General features: G+C 47.4%; 14 protein-coding genes and 2 tRNA genes. 8 read left to right on the top strand and 8 right to left on the bottom strand.

The genetic code is table 11. The annotated features are described in order from the left end of the window. The first annotated feature begins 132 nt into the window (after positions 1 to 132). The 3 genes from rapA to D0B88_RS13755 all read left to right on the top strand — a co-directional run bounded on the left by rapA (position 133) and on the right by D0B88_RS13755 (position 4,266). A complete protein-coding gene (rapA, locus tag D0B88_RS13765; protein ID WP_151057857.1) occupies positions 133 to 3,114 on the top strand; it encodes an RNA polymerase-associated protein RapA in 2,982 nt (993 codons plus the stop codon). Between the two features lie 24 nt (positions 3,115 to 3,138). After that, positions 3,139 to 3,420 carry a hypothetical protein gene (locus tag D0B88_RS13760; RefSeq protein WP_151057855.1) on the top strand — a complete coding sequence of 94 codons (282 nt, stop codon included), beginning with the start codon at positions 3,139 to 3,141 and terminating at the stop codon, positions 3,418 to 3,420. A 99-nt stretch (positions 3,421 to 3,519) separates the two neighbouring features. Further along, positions 3,520 to 4,266 (top strand): hypothetical protein, encoded by a 747-nt coding sequence (locus D0B88_RS13755; RefSeq protein WP_151057853.1) that lies wholly within the window; start codon positions 3,520 to 3,522, stop codon positions 4,264 to 4,266. A 92-nt stretch (positions 4,267 to 4,358) separates the two neighbouring features. On the opposite strand, the gene D0B88_RS13750 is transcribed toward D0B88_RS13755, so the two are convergent. Beyond that, positions 4,359 to 6,188, bottom strand: coding sequence for a DEAD/DEAH box helicase (locus D0B88_RS13750; protein WP_007641436.1), 1,830 nt, complete (start codon positions 6,186 to 6,188; stop codon positions 4,359 to 4,361). A 734-nt stretch (positions 6,189 to 6,922) separates the two neighbouring features. Between D0B88_RS13750 and D0B88_RS13745 the strand changes: the two genes are divergently transcribed. The 3 genes from D0B88_RS13745 to D0B88_RS13735 are packed head-to-tail and all read left to right on the top strand — an operon-like array spanning position 6,923 to position 8,956. Continuing rightward, positions 6,923 to 7,765, top strand: a complete 843-nt coding sequence (locus tag D0B88_RS13745; RefSeq protein ID WP_151057851.1) for a 4-alpha-glucanotransferase — start codon at positions 6,923 to 6,925, stop codon at positions 7,763 to 7,765. Between the two features lie 44 nt (positions 7,766 to 7,809). Continuing rightward, on the top strand, positions 7,810 to 8,229 hold the full coding sequence (locus D0B88_RS13740; RefSeq protein ID WP_151057849.1) for an HIT family protein: 420 nt from the start codon (positions 7,810 to 7,812) through the stop codon (positions 8,227 to 8,229). Positions 8,230 to 8,248: 19 nt separating this feature from the next. Then, a complete protein-coding gene (locus D0B88_RS13735) occupies positions 8,249 to 8,956 on the top strand; it encodes a hypothetical protein (RefSeq protein WP_151057847.1) in 708 nt (235 codons plus the stop codon). A gap of 58 nt (positions 8,957 to 9,014) precedes the next feature. Here the strand turns inward: D0B88_RS13735 and D0B88_RS13730 are convergent, their stop codons facing one another. The 4 genes from D0B88_RS13730 to D0B88_RS13715 all read right to left on the bottom strand — a co-directional run bounded on the left by D0B88_RS13730 (position 9,015) and on the right by D0B88_RS13715 (position 12,749). Then, positions 9,015 to 9,584 carry a TMEM165/GDT1 family protein gene (locus tag D0B88_RS13730; RefSeq protein WP_040391752.1) on the bottom strand — a complete coding sequence of 190 codons (570 nt, stop codon included), beginning with the start codon at positions 9,582 to 9,584 and terminating at the stop codon, positions 9,015 to 9,017. A 299-nt stretch (positions 9,585 to 9,883) separates the two neighbouring features. Then, positions 9,884 to 10,471, bottom strand: coding sequence for a DUF3806 domain-containing protein (locus D0B88_RS13725; protein ID WP_225318372.1), 588 nt, complete (start codon positions 10,469 to 10,471; stop codon positions 9,884 to 9,886). Positions 10,472 to 10,498: 27 nt separating this feature from the next. Beyond that, the gene (locus D0B88_RS13720) at positions 10,499 to 12,040 is read right to left on the bottom strand and encodes an FMN-binding glutamate synthase family protein (RefSeq protein ID WP_151057843.1); all 1,542 of its coding nucleotides are present in this window, start codon (positions 12,038 to 12,040) and stop codon (positions 10,499 to 10,501) included. 85 nt (positions 12,041 to 12,125) lie between these two features. After that, positions 12,126 to 12,749 carry a DapH/DapD/GlmU-related protein gene (locus D0B88_RS13715; RefSeq protein WP_151057841.1) on the bottom strand — a complete coding sequence of 208 codons (624 nt, stop codon included), beginning with the start codon at positions 12,747 to 12,749 and terminating at the stop codon, positions 12,126 to 12,128. A gap of 466 nt (positions 12,750 to 13,215) precedes the next feature. On the opposite strand from D0B88_RS13715, the gene D0B88_RS13710 reads away from it, so the two are divergent. Next, complete coding sequence (locus tag D0B88_RS13710) at positions 13,216 to 13,911, top strand: TIGR01621 family pseudouridine synthase (RefSeq protein ID WP_151057839.1); 696 nt, start codon at positions 13,216 to 13,218, stop codon at positions 13,909 to 13,911. Further along, a complete protein-coding gene (locus tag D0B88_RS13705) occupies positions 13,908 to 15,422 on the top strand; it encodes an alpha/beta fold hydrolase (RefSeq protein ID WP_151057837.1) in 1,515 nt (504 codons plus the stop codon). The genes D0B88_RS13710 and D0B88_RS13705 overlap by 4 nt, the downstream gene beginning before the upstream one ends. Positions 15,423 to 15,500: 78 nt before the next feature. On the opposite strand, the gene D0B88_RS13700 is transcribed toward D0B88_RS13705, so the two are convergent. From D0B88_RS13700 to D0B88_RS13690, 3 genes are all read right to left on the bottom strand, one after another. Beyond that, positions 15,501 to 15,576, bottom strand: a tRNA-Asn gene (locus D0B88_RS13700). 219 nt (positions 15,577 to 15,795) lie between these two features. After that, positions 15,796 to 16,077, bottom strand: a complete 282-nt coding sequence (locus D0B88_RS13695) for a pyrimidine/purine nucleoside phosphorylase (RefSeq protein ID WP_040391747.1) — start codon at positions 16,075 to 16,077, stop codon at positions 15,796 to 15,798. A gap of 90 nt (positions 16,078 to 16,167) precedes the next feature. Beyond that, positions 16,168 to 16,243 (bottom strand) — tRNA-Asn (locus D0B88_RS13690). Between the last annotated feature and the right edge of the window lie 72 nt (positions 16,244 to 16,315).

Genomic DNA, 16,315 nt, shown 5'->3' with positions numbered 1-16,315 from the left:
TTCAGGTGACGAGTGGCTTGGATTCTATAGAAAACTGCGCCAGCTCACAGCCAAATTTTTTGGTTTTGTGGCCTTTAAAACAGTATGATGCGCGCCTTTTCGATAATTCTGATTTTGTAAGTAGGTATTTGCGTGAGTAGAACCAGGTTTACGGGTGAAGCGGCTTTTGTAATAGGCCAACGCTGGATAAGTGAGTCAGAGGCAGATTTGGGGTTGGGCATAGTCCTGGACGTGGCCAATCGTCGTTTAACCTTGAGTTTCCCCGCTGCGGGCGAGCGTCGCACCTATGCGATGGACAATGCACCGGTAAGCCGGGTTAAGTATGAAGTGGGTGAAAAAGTTCGCCATCAGGACGGCACTAAAATTCAGATCACCCGCATCGTGGAGCAGGCCGGTTGCTTGATGTATATCGGGCTCACCAAAGACGACGAAGAGTTTGCTATTCCCGAATTTGAATTGGATAGTTTTGTTCAGTTCAGCACGCCACGTGATCGTTTATTTGCCGGTCAAATCGATAAACACACCCACTTTACATTGCGCTACCAAACACTTCACTACCAAAACCAGCATCGCCAATCACCTATGTTTGGCTTGGCAGGGCCGCGTGTGCAACTGTTGCCGCATCAGTTATATATCGCCAGTGAAGTTTCCCAGCGTCATGCGCCGCGGGTATTGTTGGCCGATGAAGTGGGCTTGGGTAAAACTATTGAAGCAGGCTTGATTTTGCATCAACAAATCATGAGTGGTCGCGTACAGCGTGCCTTGATTGTGGTGCCCGCGAGCTTGCAACACCAGTGGCTGGTGGAAATGCTGCGTCGCTTTAATTTTGCGTTCACGCTCTTGGACGAAGCGCGTTGCAATGCACTGGTTGGTTTGGATAGCGTGGAAGAGTCAGTGGATTATATCGATGACTTTGTCGATGCTGATTTTAAAGGTGATGGCAAAGAGAACTTCGAGCAGCAAGCCGATATTAGCAATCCATTTGAAACAGCCCAGCTGGTGATTTGCTCGCTCGATTTCCTTACCAAAAATAATTATCGCTACGAGCAGGCTGTAGCCGCCGAATGGGATTTGTTGTTGGTGGATGAGGCGCATCACTTGCAATGGAGCGAAAAGAAACCAAGCAAGGCTTATACCTGTATTGAAGGCTTGGCGCAAAAATCCAAAGGTTTATTGCTGCTCACAGCAACACCGGAACAATTGGGCCTGGAAAGCCATTTCGCCCGTTTGCGTTTACTTGACCCTGATCGCTATTACGATTTGGGAAAATTTATTGCCGAACAAAAAGCTTATCAACCACTGAATGACTTGGTGCAGGAGTTATTAAAAGCACAGAGCGATAGCGCGCAAAAAATCCCTGCCAGTTTAGTAAAATCACTTGGTGATTATTTACCTGCCGAGACGATTGTAGAGTTGCAAGCTCAGGCGGAAAGCCAAACTCTTGGTGCGGCGATTGACACCGCGATCCACTATTTGTTGGATCGCCATGGCACCGGCCGCGTACTATTCCGTAATACGCGTAACTCAGTCACCGGTTTCCCCGAACGCCAATTACATGCGCACGCTTTAACCTTGACTGAGGATGACTTGTTTGCCGTGCAAGCCCAACCATTAGCTGTGCAAATTTGTGCTGAGCAATATTGGCAACAAAAAACCGAAGCTGATTGGTGGGTGCAAGACCCACGCGTAATTTGGTTGGCGGAATGGTTGCGCCAAAATCGCCGCAAAAAAGTATTGGTGATTTGCGCCAACGCGGATTCCGCTCAGTCTATCGAAGAATATTTGCGCTTGCGCAAAGGTCTCACTACCGCCGTGTTCCATGAAGGTTTGAACCTGATTGAGCGCGACCGTGCCGCGGCTTATTTTGCGGAAGCGGAAGATGGCGCTCAGGTACTGATTTGTTCGGAGATTGGGAGTGAAGGGCGTAATTTCCAATTCGCTCAAGACCTGGTGCTGTTTGATTTACCTACCAACCCCGATTTATTGGAGCAGCGTATTGGTCGTTTGGATCGTATCGGCCAAACCGCCACCGTCAATATTCATGTGCCTTACTACCAACACTCGGCGCAAGAAAAATTACTCGATTGGTATCATCAAGGTTTAAATGCCTTTGAAAAAACCTGCGCCATAGGGCAGGCGGCCTATGTGCAATTTGTTGATGTCCTTTTGCCCGCGCTAGTGAATAAAGATGAAAATACTTTCGCACAGCTAGTTGAAGAAACTCGCATTTTTTCCGCTGCCTTGGTTGCGCAACTGCAGCAAGGGCGCGATCGTTTACTGGAGTTAAATTCCTGCAAACCTGCGCAAGCCGCTGAATTGGTCGCTGCTTTGGCTGAAAACGATGTGAATGCCGCGCTGCCGATTTATATGGAACAGGTGTTTGATAGTTTTGGTATCGACTATGAAAAACACAGTGAAAAAAGTTTGGTATTGCATCCTAGCGATCACATGCGTATTGAGCAATTCCCGGGTTTACCCGAGGGTGGTCTGACCGTTACTTACGACCGCCAGCAGGCGCTGTCGCGCGAGGACATGCAGTTCTTGACTTGGGAGCACCCCTTGGTGCGCGGCGCTCAGGATCTGGTATCGCTCAGTGAATTTGGTAATACCGCGTTTTGTACCCTGAAGTTGCCGCCGTTAAAGCCCGGTACACTGATGCTGGAAGCCTTGTTTGTATTGCATTGCCCAGCGCCTGCTGAATTGCAGTTATTCCGCTATATGCCACAATCCTTATTACGGGTATTGCTGGATGATAAGGGCAAGGACTTATCGAATGTGCTGGGCATTACCCAATTGAGTAAGCTCCTGCAAAAAGTGCCACGGAATAATGCGCAAGATCTGGTGCGTCACGCCCGCCCAACCTTGACGACCATGGTGCAAAAGGCGGAAGAAATTACTCATGCCAAACAGGCTGAGTTGATTGCAGAAGCGCAAGCAAAAGTCAGTGAGCAATTAAATGGTGAGCTGGCGCGGATGAAAGCGCTTAAAGCGGTGAACCCAAATGTTCGTCAGGAAGAGATTGATTATTTGGCGCAGCGCTTAGCGGCCAGCCAACACTTTTTGGCGCAGGCGAAAATCCGCCTGGATGCACTGCGTGTGGTCATGACGATTTGATTTTATAAAAACAGGATAAAAATTATGTATATCTTCTCCGCTAATGGCCGCGCCAAGCGTGCATTTGACGATATCAAAGAAGGGCAGATGGTCCCTTTTATTGTATACATCAACTTTAAGGATTTATTCGGTGCTGAACACTTATGCAAACTGTATTTGATGCGTGCAGGTTTTATGGAAATCCAAATCGAAAACCGCAAGCTAGTGCCGAGTAATTTGACTAGTGATCCACGTGTCATTGCGGCCGACAAGGCAATGGCTGAAGCGCTAAAAGATGGCTATATGATTCAAATGTTTGACGAGTAACTTGGCTCGCTGTTTGTGTTGGAATGGTTAATAGTTGAACTTTAGATTGACCGGTGAGTCTAGATTCGATCTTGTTCTATCGAATCCAGGCTCACAAGTATGTTGGCTGATCCCACTTATGTCAGGGAAGTTGATCTTTCCCGCTTCGCAAACTCCATTGCAGAGTTAGATGCCCACCCTTGTTCCTATCCGTCCCCCCGCTATTTATTGGTTGGCCTGTTTTTTTCTGCATTGCTGCATGTTTTCTTATTTTTTTGGAAAATCGATAGTCCTGTGATCGATAGCTCTGTGCTACCCAAATCTGCTCCGCGTATTTATCTCACACTGAACCCAATTGACGTTAAACCGAAAGAAGATATTTTATTGTCAGCTCAACCAGAAAAACCTGTAACTACCAGCGATCTTGCACCGGTATCCGTGCCGCCCGCCCCCCTTCCTGAAACTGCAATCAGCAGCAGCGAATTAGAGCAAACGCGAATTATCACCACCTTATCACGCGATGAAATGCAGGAAATCTACCCTGAGCGCACATCAACAATAGCTCCACAATTGAAGGGTAGTATTGCCGAGAACGTATTTAACCCTGCATTGCGTGAACGTTTGATTGCCGAAGAAAATAAACCTGATTTGCAGCGCGCTGATGCGGAACTAAAAACCTACAGCGATCCGTCTGGTGCAACAATCGTTGATTTGGGAAATGGTAAATGTTTGCGTTCATCTGTGGTGAGCAGAGTGGGTGAGGTACAAAATTGGTATATGACAGGCTGTGGGGGGAAATCTGAATCCGAACGAATAATGGAGCGGATAAACGAGCGGGTAAATGGGAAATTGCAGTTTGAGGAGTAGGAATTCAATTTATTGAACCCAACCCTAACATTTCATTTTTTGCAATTAAAAAAGGGCGCAATTTATTGCGCCCTTACGGAATTACTGTTTATTTAGTCAGATTTTTTTGGGCGAAAGCTGGTTTTTTTGCCGTCGCGCTCACCAAAGCGAGGCTTGTCACGGCCGCCTTCACGTGGAGCGCCATCTCGGGGGCCAAAGTCACGCTTCGGCTTGCGGCTAAAGTCATCGCCACCGCGTGGGCCGGTGTCTAATGAAATTTCCAATGGACGATTACGCACTCGCACTTTTTTCAGTTTTGCCAAAATGTCTTTTGACATGCCGGTTGGTAAATCTACCGTTGAAAACTCATCGTGCAGTTTGATGTGACCGATAAACCGACTCTCGATACCCGCTTCATTAGCAATAGCGCCAACGATGTCGCCAGGGCGAGCTTCGTGATTGCGACCTACTTCAATGCGGTAGCGATCCATGTTCTCGTCATTGCGTTCGCGACGTGGGCGATCTTCACGGGGGCCGCGATCGCGTCCACTGTCCCGGCTACTGCGTTCATCGCGACCACCGCGTTCGTCACGGCTGCTGCGCTCACGCTCAGGTTTAATGTCGGTAAATTTCACTTGCAGCGGGCGCTCGCGCTGTAATAAGTAGGCGAGGGCCGAGGCAATTTGCTCTGGCGATACATCATTTTTGTGGCTGTATTCGGCCAACAAATCATTGAAGAAGGTCAGATCGCCTTGGGCTTGCAAGGTATCGGTAATTTGTTGGGTAAATTGATCGATACGATGTTTGGTAACAGTTGCGCCGCTAGGCAATTCCATCAGTGTAATTGGCTTTTTAGTGGCCTTTTCGATGGTGTAGAGCAGGCGTTTTTCACGTGGAGCAACAAACAGAATTGCTTTACCGCTACGGCCGGCACGACCGGTACGACCAATGCGGTGAACGTAAGCTTCGCTATCGTAAGGGATATCGTAGTTCACCACGTGGCTCACACGTTCAACGTCGATACCGCGTGCGGCAACGTCGGTCGCGATAACGATATCAAGCTTGTTGGTTTTCAACCGCTCGATAGTGCGCTCACGCAATTGTTGGTTCATGTCACCATTTAATGCAGCTGCAGAGTAACCGCGCGCTTCCAATTTTTCAGCCAGTTCAACAGTGGCAGTTTTGGTGCGCACAAAAATAATCATGCCGTCGAAAGGCTCAACTTCCAGAATACGTGTAAGCGCATCAAGTTTGTTGGTGCCACTTACCATCCAATACACTTGTTCGATATTGGCATCGGTTGATTGGCTGCTAGCGATTTTAATTTCGGTAGCGTTATTCAAATAGTTGTTGCATACATGGCGAATTTCTTTCGGCATGGTGGCAGAGAACAATGCGGTTTGACGGGTTTTTGGGGTGTGTTCCAAAATCCATTCAACATCATCGATAAAACCCATGCGCAACATTTCGTCGGCTTCGTCGAGCACCAACGCTTTCAGGTTGTTGAGGTTCAAGCTGCCGCGACGCAAGTGATCCATCACGCGGCCCGGTGTACCCACCACCACGTGGGCGCCACGCTTTAATGAGCGCAACTGGGTAGTCATTTCCTGGCCCCCGTAAATCGGCAGCACATGGAAGCCAGGAATTTCACTGGCGTATTTTTGGAAAGCTTCAGCAACCTGAATCGCGAGTTCACGCGTTGGTGCCAATACCAAAATTTGTGGCTCTGCTTGTTTGGTGTCGATACGTGACAACAAAGGCAAGGCAAATGCCGCTGTTTTACCGGTGCCAGTCTGAGCCATACCTAAAATGTCGCCGCCCGCAAGTAATACAGGGATAGCAGCAGCTTGAATTGGGGATGGTTGTTCGTAGCCCACCTTTTGAATGGCGCGCATTACGGGTTCAGAAAGGGCTAAATCGGCAAACATAATAGTTTCAGACATGTAATAACCTGTTTTGAGTAAACATGATAATCAAGCGCAAACCATGCCAGCGAAACAGCTCAAAAACTGTACCAGCGATTTACGGTTTGATTCTTATAAGTTCTAAAGGGTGTTTGCAAAAGTCATCGCCAATTAACGAGCACATAACATAAAAAGCGCAACGCAAAAAGTAAGGCGATAGTGAATGGGCAAACACAATAAAGTGGGAGCGATGATTGGATCGCTATGCGTATGAACTACATACCAGGCGTTAAGTGCCTGTGAAAATGCCTGTGAAAATAACTCGTGTGAGTCAGGGCACAAGGGCAATCATAAAAAGCGATTTAATCAACAAATTCCCGCGTAGTCTGCAAGCAGACACAGCTACAATCCACAACATCCATATTGCAAAACCGATTGTATACTTTGGGGCAGGCTGAATAGATTGTGGAGCAGAATCGATCAGCGTGAATAGTTACCAAGATGGTAAACCGGCAGCCCTCAGACATCCGTCTGTATCAGCATTACCCCGGCAAGACATTCACGATCAAGGAAGGGGGTCACTGAAAGTGCGCGAATTATAGGGACTTAGCCGTCCCAAGGCCAGTTAAATTTGATGCGCGTCGCAAAAAACTACTGAGTAGTTCTAATCAGGAATCGCTAAATAGCGAGGGCCCGACTGTATTGTCGCGGCACCGGGCGTTACACTCAGCGACCTTAAATGACAGAAGTTGGCTCGTTTTACAGGACAGATTATGGCTGAACGGCATATTTCAACGACGGCACTGGCGCGCCTCATCGGCAAAGAGAGTAAGGAGCTATTTGTGCTGCTCACCACCGGTGGTTGGATCGTTAAAGTTGATAACCACTGGCAATTGACCGAGAAGGGCAAATTTGAGGGCGGGATTTACGTTAATCACCCCAAATACGGCGAGTACATTGCGTGGCCTGAAGCTATTCAGCATCACCACTTATTAACGCTGTTGCCAGAAGCGCCGCTTAGCGCAACCAATCTCGCGCACAAGTGGGATATTCCTGCACGCCTGGTGAATTTACTGCTTGCGGAAAAGGGTTTGATTTCGCGCTACGTGCGCGGTTGGCAGTTGACTGAGCGCGGCAAAAAACTGGGGGGGCAGCAACATGAGGCCGACTCGGGGGTGCCGTTTGTAACCTGGCCTGAAACGATTCTGGATGATCCTGAGCTGATTGCTGCACTGCTGCAAATTGTGGGCGATGATCGTGTTGATACTCATCCAACCATGGATGGCCACAGCGTCAACAATGCGATGCAGCGCCGCATTGACAATTGGTTGTATCTAACGCGCACCAGTCATGCACGGGATTACCGTTTGCAGTGGGGTGTGGAGTACGCGATCGCCGATTTTTATATTCCAGAGCTGGGGTTGTGCGTCGAATGTTGGGCCGATCAATTGGGTCAAGAGCAAAACCGCGCGGCGGTTATTGGCGATGAATTGGAAAAACACCAGCTCTATAAAAAATATAAAGTCGCTTATATAGAGTTTCGTGATGAAAACATTCATCAAGTCGATGAAATCCTAGCGCGCGAGATGTTGCGTCGCGGCGTTGCTATTTATTAATCCTATCGTTCAATTAATGGTAAAAGTTTAAAGAGGAACTATTAATGGCCAGTGTATTTAGTTTGATTATGGAAGGAAAAATCCCCGGCAATTTTGTATGGAAGGACGACAAAGCCGTTGCGATTTTGACGATTCAACCTATTCGCCAAGGTCATGTCCTGGTAATTCCACGGGAAGAAATTGATCAGTGGAGTGATCTGCCATTGGATCTCGCTGCGCACTTGATGCAAGTGAGTCACAAAATCGCCAATGCATTAAAGGTCGCTTATCCTGCCACGCGTGTGGGTTTTATGATCGCCGGTCTTGAAGTTCCTCATACTCACATTCATTTGGTGCCAATGGATTCAATGGATGATCTAAGTTTTGCGTTTGCAAAAAATGCGGATGGGGAAGCACTAAAACAAACAGCGGAAAAAATTCGCGAGGTTTTGCATAAGCAAGGGCACAGTGAATCCAAAGTGTAAGGCTTGGTAGTTGCCGACCATGAACTTACTTTTACCACCTAATGGCGCATTGTTTTGGTTGGCTACAGCGATCAGTTTGCCGACGCTGCTGCTGGCAGTCCGCTATGCGCCATGGACACAACTGTTTATTAATCAGACACGACAACATATTTTATTCGCGACTATATTGGCACTGGCGTTGTTGTGGTTGTTGCAAGTGGAAGTGCGTGCAACGCTGGCTATTCACCCTTTACTCATAACAGTTACCGCAATGGTATTTGGGTGGAGCTTTGCACTACTTATTGGTGTTTGTGCGCTGGTGGTATTGGAGTGCTATCAACTACCGCTGCGTGCAGTACATATGGATTGGGATGTGGCTTTAGCCCAGTTTGATTTAAGCGCATTGCCGGTAGATTTTTGTTTGAGTGTTCTAGTGCCAGCGAGTTGGGCCTGGTGTGTGTTATGGCTGGTTGATCGCTGGAAGTTTAAAAATCCATTTACCTATTTCTGGGGTGTTGGCTTTTTTGGCGCCATGCTTAGTTGCCTGCTAGTGGGAGCGGCGGCACTAACATTGTTTGCATTAGCCGCTAGTGATGTGCATTTGAACAGTACACGCGAACACTTTTTTGTTTTTTTATTAATGATGTTTCCTGAAGGTTTTATTAACGGATTAATTGCAACCGTGATGACGGTACTTTATCCGGATTTGGTTAAAACCTATCGCGATGACTGGTACCTGAAAGATTGATCCCCAGTCATCGCGCGCCGAACTAGATTACAGCTTCATAAACAAAAATTTAATCAAATCAAGTTCCAAGCAAGGTCGCAATTCCCAATAAAATAAACAGCACACAAGCCGCTTTGTGGGCAAAGCCGAGCGGCAATTTATCCATCAGCCATTTTCCTGCAAAAATGACTGGCACGTTAGCTAACAGCATGCCTAAGGTTGTACCGGCAATAACGGCGCAGGTCATCCACATATCTGCATTGAATTTTGCAGCCAATATCACGGTGGCAATTTGGGTTTTATCGCCAATCTCTGCCAGAAAAAATAATACCAGTGTTGCTACAAATGGACCGTAGTTGGCGAGGCGGCCCATATTGTCATCTTCTTTGTCGGGAATTAATAACCAGAGGCCGATGACAAAAAAACTGCCGGCGATAATCCAGCGAATCCATTCGGTGGGGATAACATCGGCGAGCACGGTACCAAGCCAAGCGGAAAGTGCATGATTTATCAATGTCGCAATTAATACGCCCAAGCTAATGATATAAGGGCGGCCGTAACGGGCAGCAAGAAAAAGTGCGAGTAACTGGGTTTTATCGCCAATTTCTGCAATAGCGACAGCGAGGGTTGAGCTGAGAAAAGCTTCCATTAGATTTTCCAGGGCGGGATGAAATACATGAGATACGGCCACATCCCGCCCGGGGCTGTAGCTGTATCTCAGGTCTCATCAATCCGAAGTGTGCTGCTGGTGCAGCACTACAAAGGACGCTTTTGCCATGCCGTAGGTGCGCTCTTAATCAAGAAAACAATTTTGATAAAGAGTGCGGCAAGTTTGTTGACAAAAGCGCTCAGTGGTTTTTTGATAATGATTATCAAATTTACTGGAGCAGATTACTCCCCCGAGAGGAGCTGCGAATTATAGTGATGCGCTACGCACTCGGCAAGCACCTAATTTGTGCGAGGTAAGCGGTACATTATCCCGCCATCATAGGGGAGTTTGGGTAGGTGCTTTTCCATCAATAAAATTGCATTATCGTAGATTTTTTTCACGTTTGGCGCTGAGCCAATTTCCATGCGGCGTGACAACATAGTGACCGGAAACAAACACTCATTGGTATTTTTAACGCAGAGCGCGCGGCTCCTACCAACTTCATCCTCGTACACTTTCCATGCAAAAGTATTTGGAAAATCAGCCAGCATCACGTTGCCGAGCACAACTCCCATTGCTTGCTGGGTTGCATAATCATCGCGAGCCACCCAGGCACCATCTACAAGGCGCTGTAATAATTGTAAATCAGAGAGATCGCGACGGATGGTGCTGCCTATTTTAGTTTGGGCCAATTCATTGACTGATGTTATTTCCTGTTCCATTTTGTTGTGATCCATCCAACCCAATTCTTTGATGCTAATTTCTTTTTCTTCGGAAAGTGGTTTTTTATTGTTTTCGGAAACGACATTTAATGGTGTGTACTGGGCAACACAAATATTTGCAGTGAAAAGTATTGCGAATGCAATAATAAGTTTACTTTTTTTCATAAATACCTCTTGCAAGAAAAACTATATTTAATGCTTGGTCGATGCTTCATCGCTACTGGTGCGGTTCTCTGCTGCAGTAAAAATTAAGGGCTGTGGATTTACGCTTTCCCAAGGGGCTGAGAAGCCATTGTTAGTGATGATATGAAGGTGACGCATTTTTAATTGTCGCGGCTCAGCGAGCCCGCAGGAATGAGCAATCATCGCAACACTTTTACTCAGGTTGCGCTGATAAGAAGCCACTCGCTCGGCTTTATCAGTTGGGTCCAGGCCTTTTTGCAATTTGGTGTTGTGGGTGGTAATCCCGGTGGGGCAGGTATTTTTATGGCATTGCATTGCCTGAATACAGCCCAGCGCAAACATAAAGCCACGCGCGCTATTCACGAAATCAGCACCACAGGCCAGCGCCCAAGCCACCATATGGGGGGTAATCAACTTGCCCGCCACAATGATTTTAATACGCTCTTTCAAGCCTGCTTGCTCCAGAAGTGCTGCCAGCCACGGCAAGCTCTCTTTAATCGGCAAGCCGACATGGTCCAACAATGGTTGTGGTGCTGCGCCGCTGCCACCATCGGCGCTATCCAGGGTGATGAAATCCGGCGCGGATTCAATGCCTTGCACGCGTATTTCATTGATCAAGTCAACCAACCAGGTTTTTTCGCCGAGCACCGCTTTAAAGCCGACGGGTTTGCCTGTTACTTTGCGAATATGGTTGACCATTGCCAACAAATCAATCACCGAGTGAATGTCAGTGTGGCCATTAGGGCTGATGGATGCTTGGCCTTGGGCAATTCCACGGATATAAGCGACCTCCGCCGACACTTTTTCCGCGGGCAATATGCCGCCTTTACCGGGCTTGGCACCTTGGCTCAATTTAATCTCGAACATCTTGATTTGCGGGAGGGTTGCAAGTTCCGCCAAACGCTCATCGTTGAGGTTGCCATGTAAATCACGCACGCCGTATTTCGCTGTGCCTATTTGAAAAACCAAATCGCAGTTGCCTTCGAGGTGATAGGGCGACAAGCCACCCTCACCGGTATTGAGCCAGCAGCCCGCTTTGGCCGCACCGCGCGATAAGGCTAGAATTGCCGGACGGGAAATGGCGCCGTAACTCATGCCGGAAACATTAAAAATAGAATTGGTGGTGTAGGGAGTTTTGCAGAAGGGGCCGAGAGTGACTGGGGCGGCGATCAGAGCCTCCTCTTCCTGAACGGGAAATGCAGAGTTCAAAAACAGCAGGGTGCCGGGCTGGTTCAGGTTGAGGGTGGACCCAAAACCCACATTGCTGTCAATATTTTTTGCGGCGCGATAAACCCAGGAGCGGTCTGCGCGATTAAATGGCAATTCCTCGCGATCTTGGGCAAAAAAATATTGACGAAAAAACTCGCCTAAATGCTCGAAAAAATAGCGAAAACGTCCAATAAGTGGATAGTTTTTGCGAATGGTATGTGTATTTTGTGTGATATCGGCAATGTACATAATTGCCAGTGACAACAAGATTAAACCGATAACTGTGATAAACGTTACTTCAAGCCAAGTGAGTAGCTTGAGTGCCCAGTGCATATCTACCATTTGTCATTGAGTCCTGCGCTGAATGAATGCCCCTAGTTTAAGGGGTGCGAAACGATTAATCGCGTCAATTAACGTAATGAGTTTGTTATTTTTGGCGAGACCCAATGACTTGGGCGGGGTTTCCAGCAACTTTGCTGTAGTCTGCCACCGATTTTGTTACCAGGCTGCCCATGCCAATCACCGCATGATCGCCGATGTGCACGCCATCCACTATGCCCACATTGGCGCCAATCCAGACATCACAACCAATACTGATGCCTTTGGAGTTGACGGGTTGCTCGTTGATTAACCTCTCTGGCGCCATGCCATGATTAAACGCATAAGCAGAGGTATAGGCTGCAATACGCGAGTTATCCCCAATGGTGATACCTTTGCTGCCGCCATCCAAACTGACGTGGTGATTGATAGATACCCCTTGACCAATCGTTACGGGGCCGTGAATCACACAATCGGCGGCAATATAGGAGTTATCACCAATAATGATTGGACGTCCGGGTTCAGCAAAAAGTCTGGCTTCCGGGGCGATAAAACAATTCTTGCCGAGCATAATTGTTTCCATATCGCAGAGATAAGCCTGCCATTCTTCTTGCCATTGCTGCGCCCATTCGCGCTGGGCAGGTTTCAGGCGCGCATAAAGCCACGGCATATAGCTCAAGCGCAGTTTATGCTGGGTGCGATAACGATCGGTAGTTGATGGAGCCGTAATCATAGAGGCTTGGTTAAATAGAGAGGAATGAGTGAACTGGTGCCAATTTAATTGGCAAGAAGCGTTGATTGGGATTATAAGCACAAGGTTCGTCGCTTCAAACAACAAAAGTAGCGCAGAATAAAGGAAAATAGCCAGAGTGAGGCGAATAGTGTTGCTAACACGTTAAATATAAAAAGGTGCCCGCCAGCTGTAGGTGATTGGTTTGTTCGCTTGGTCGCTGGCGCTACTGCAAATGCAGCAAGCTGGACACAATTCGAAACATGGAGTGCCGAGATAGACACTCTTAGGGTTAACCCGTCATTACGACAGCTGAGCGGACACCTGTGTTGATTATAGTCAGCTGCACTTATGACGCTAGCCTTGGCTTAGTTTTTTAAGTCACAACGTTTCTACTTTTATAGCAGAAATATTCTATGACTTTATTGCGACAAAGTTTGTCGTGGTTTGATCTGACAGAGATAACTGAATGTATGAGTTGATCGACGAGAATGCCGATTTTTTGGTGATCTATAAAAAACCGAACACCAGTTTTCACAGTGACTCCGGTGAAATGGGATTATTTGAATATTGTAAGCAGCAGCAAGGGCTATCTGAGCTTTACCCTGTGCATCGTTTGGATAAGGTTACCTCTGGCTTATTGCTTATGGCAAAAACCGCTGAAATTAACAACCAACTTACTGCGGCATTTCGTGCACGCCACATAGAAAAATATTATCTCGCCCTCAGTGCAAAAAAGCCTACAAAAAAACAAGGCTTGATTAAGGGTGATATGACTACCGCACGGCGCGGCGCATTTAAATTATTGGCGACACAAGAAAACCCCGCTATCACACAATTTTTTAGTAAGAGCGTTGCACCTGGGCGCCGGTTATTTATGATCAAACCTCACACCGGCAAAACTCATCAGATTCGTGTTGCCTTAAAAAGTATCGGCGCACCGATTATGGGTGATGTGCTTTATGCGGATGCTGCATCAAATAGCGCCATAGATCGCACCTATTTACACGCCTATAGCTTGGGCTTTGCATTGGCTGAAAAACAATACCGCTATACCGTATTACCTCGTGAGGGCGAGTATTTCTGTGATGATTTTTTTTCTGCAGCCATTATGGAGTGGCGTGATCCTTGGTTACTGTCTTGGCCTAAGGTTGTAGAAAAATGAGCAAACATCGCTACTGGTTTTCTGCCTGTATGGCTTTAACGGCGCTACTTTTTGTTGCGCATCATTTTTATACTCGCGCGGGTGCCAGCGAATTATCAACTTCACCGCAGGCTTATAAATTCCTCACGACACCTTGTTGGTTTGATGCGGATTGGACGGCGGAAATACGCTGCGGTGAGTTGCATACGCCAAGCGCCTCCGGCGCATTTCATTTGCCGGTTGTGATACTGAAGGATGAGACTGCCACACGACGTAAGGACCCTATTGTTTATTTGCAGGGAGGGCCGGGGGCAGGAGCGCGCTTGCACAGTGATGGTATAAAAAGCTGGCTAAACTGGATGCGCTATGCAGCCCTTGGACGCGATATTATTCTTATCGATACCCGCGGTACCGGGCGCAGTAGTCCTGCACTGGTATGTGCTGAATACAATCGCAGTAATCAGCAAATGCTGCGTGAACATGCTTCATTGGCAGAGGAATTGGCGTCGGGTTTTGATGTTACCCGCACATGTTTCGACGCGGCCGTCGCACGCAATCCAGCACTGGATTATCGTCATTTTAGTACCCGGCAATCGGCAAGTGATATTCGTGCGCTTATGCAGCTACTTGATTATCCCGAGTGGAATATCTTGGGTGTGTCATACGGAACGCGTTTGGCGCTGGAAATTTCTTATCAGGAATCGCTTCAACAACAGCCAACGAAACTCAAAGCAATGGTGCTTGATTCAATTTACCCAGCCGGTTTTGGTGGCGTACAAACCTGGCCGCAAGTGCTTGATGAGGCGATGCATAAATTTTTTAGTGGTTGTGCGGCGCAGCCTGAATGTATTAACGCGTTGGGTGACTCTAACCGGTCACCACTAGAATTGTTTATGGGGGCGTTGGACAGTTTGCGCGAATCCCCCATTGAATTAACTATTAAACGTTGGGATGGTGAAGCGCCAGTCAGTTTTTTGTTAAACGACCATCGTTTTTTATCGGCTGCGTTTGCGGCAACTTACACGCCTCGTGATTGGTTAAAAATTGCAACAGCTATCAAAGGTGTGGAAGAGCACAATCGCGAAGCACTCAAACCGCTGATAGAGCCTTATGTAAATCAAAGTATGAGCGAAGATTTTAACAGCCTAACGTTTACTGCTGTTGATTGCTCGGATAATCCGGTGATGAATGAAATGGATTATCTCGCGCTGGTGAATCAATATTCGCTATTGCAAAATTATACTCGCGATCAATGGCGTTACCAGTTGTGTCATCACCTGGTTGCAGAAGCTCCATTGCAATCCTACCAGCCTTATGTGCCTACATTGATACTGGCGGGTGAGTTGGATCCGGTAACTCCATTGGAGTGGGCGCAAGCGGTACATTCGAAATGGAAAAATACCCAGCTGCATATCAGTCAAAATACCGCACACTCGGTATTGAGTAGTGAGGCCTGCCTACTGCAGTCGCTTGTACATTTTTACGATCAGCCTGCTGCAACTTTTGAGAGGTGTATGGAGGAGGATCGCTAGTCTCTTGGATGAGGAGGTAGTGGAGATAATTGAAGGCGAAAAAATAAAAAAGGCCGCACGAGTGCGACCTTTTAAATTTGGCTCCGCCTGCTGGACTCGAACCAGCGACCCAATGATTAACAGTCATTTGCTCTACCGACTGAGCTAAGGCGGAATTACGCTTCCTGTGAGGAAGTGGCGCGCATCATATAGAGCTGTTACCTATTGGTCAACCCGTTCGCGATCTGATTATGATTGAGTGGGGGAGTGCTGTATGGTTTTTGGTTTATCTGTTTATTAACGCGGCAAAATAAAAAATAAAAGCGCCGAAGCGCCTTTATTTTGTTGATTCAATTGGGCGCAATCACTCGCGACACAATTCATCTAACAATGTTTATTCGTATTTGCACAGATAAGAAGTTTCCACGTCTGCGCTAACTTTAAACCGCTGATTGGCTTCAACGATAAAGGTTTGGCCTGCTGCAAAAGTCTCTGCTTTATCGCTACCAGGCAATACAACCGTCAGGCTACCACTTACAACAGTCATGTATTCTTTCTGGCTGGTACCAAATTCGTAGTCACCTTTGGCCATTACACCAATAGTCGCAGGCAGGGTTTCAGTTTGAAAGGCGATAGATTTAACCGCGCCGCCGAAATATTCGTTAACGTTAAACATAGGATGCTCCACAAACGATGGATGGGGATGAAATACACAATATAGCGCGCACAAAAAAGGCCGCATAAATGCGGCCTTTTTTGTTTAATTTGGCTCCGCCTGCTGGACTCGAACCAGCGACCCAATGATTAACAGTCATTTGCTCTACCGACTGAGCTAAGGCGGATCGGTGACTTCCTCTGTGGAAGTGGAGCGCATGATATAGAGCCGGTTTTGGTTGGTCAACCGTTTTTTGGTG

Source organism: Cellvibrio sp. KY-YJ-3 (genome assembly GCF_008806955.1).
GTDB lineage: Bacteria > Pseudomonadota > Gammaproteobacteria > Pseudomonadales > Cellvibrionaceae > Cellvibrio.
The sequence above is the reverse complement of the archived record's forward strand: the minus strand, read 5'-3'. Positions and strand labels throughout refer to the sequence as shown.

What these genes read in the sequence shown, in the direction of transcription:
- D0B88_RS13760 (WP_151057855.1), top strand. Translation starts at nt 3,139, where the DNA reads ATGTATATCTTCTCCGCTAATGGCCGCGCCAAGCGTGCATTTGACGAT.
- D0B88_RS13755 (WP_151057853.1), top strand. Translation starts at nt 3,520, where the DNA reads ATGTTGGCTGATCCCACTTATGTCAGGGAAGTTGATCTTTCCCGCTTC.
- D0B88_RS13750 (WP_007641436.1), bottom strand. Translation starts at nt 6,188, where the DNA reads ATGTCTGAAACTATTATGTTTGCCGATTTAGCCCTTTCTGAACCCGTA.
- D0B88_RS13745 (WP_151057851.1), top strand. Translation starts at nt 6,923, where the DNA reads ATGGCTGAACGGCATATTTCAACGACGGCACTGGCGCGCCTCATCGGC.
- D0B88_RS13740 (WP_151057849.1), top strand. Translation starts at nt 7,810, where the DNA reads ATGGCCAGTGTATTTAGTTTGATTATGGAAGGAAAAATCCCCGGCAAT.
- D0B88_RS13735 (WP_151057847.1), top strand. Translation starts at nt 8,249, where the DNA reads ATGAACTTACTTTTACCACCTAATGGCGCATTGTTTTGGTTGGCTACA.
- D0B88_RS13730 (WP_040391752.1), bottom strand. Translation starts at nt 9,584, where the DNA reads ATGGAAGCTTTTCTCAGCTCAACCCTCGCTGTCGCTATTGCAGAAATT.
- D0B88_RS13725 (WP_225318372.1), bottom strand. Translation starts at nt 10,471, where the DNA reads ATGAAAAAAAGTAAACTTATTATTGCATTCGCAATACTTTTCACTGCA.
- D0B88_RS13720 (WP_151057843.1), bottom strand. Translation starts at nt 12,040, where the DNA reads ATGGTAGATATGCACTGGGCACTCAAGCTACTCACTTGGCTTGAAGTA.
- D0B88_RS13715 (WP_151057841.1), bottom strand. Translation starts at nt 12,749, where the DNA reads ATGATTACGGCTCCATCAACTACCGATCGTTATCGCACCCAGCATAAA.
- D0B88_RS13710 (WP_151057839.1), top strand. Translation starts at nt 13,216, where the DNA reads ATGTATGAGTTGATCGACGAGAATGCCGATTTTTTGGTGATCTATAAA.
- D0B88_RS13705 (WP_151057837.1), top strand. Translation starts at nt 13,908, where the DNA reads ATGAGCAAACATCGCTACTGGTTTTCTGCCTGTATGGCTTTAACGGCG.
- D0B88_RS13695 (WP_040391747.1), bottom strand. Translation starts at nt 16,077, where the DNA reads ATGTTTAACGTTAACGAATATTTCGGCGGCGCGGTTAAATCTATCGCC.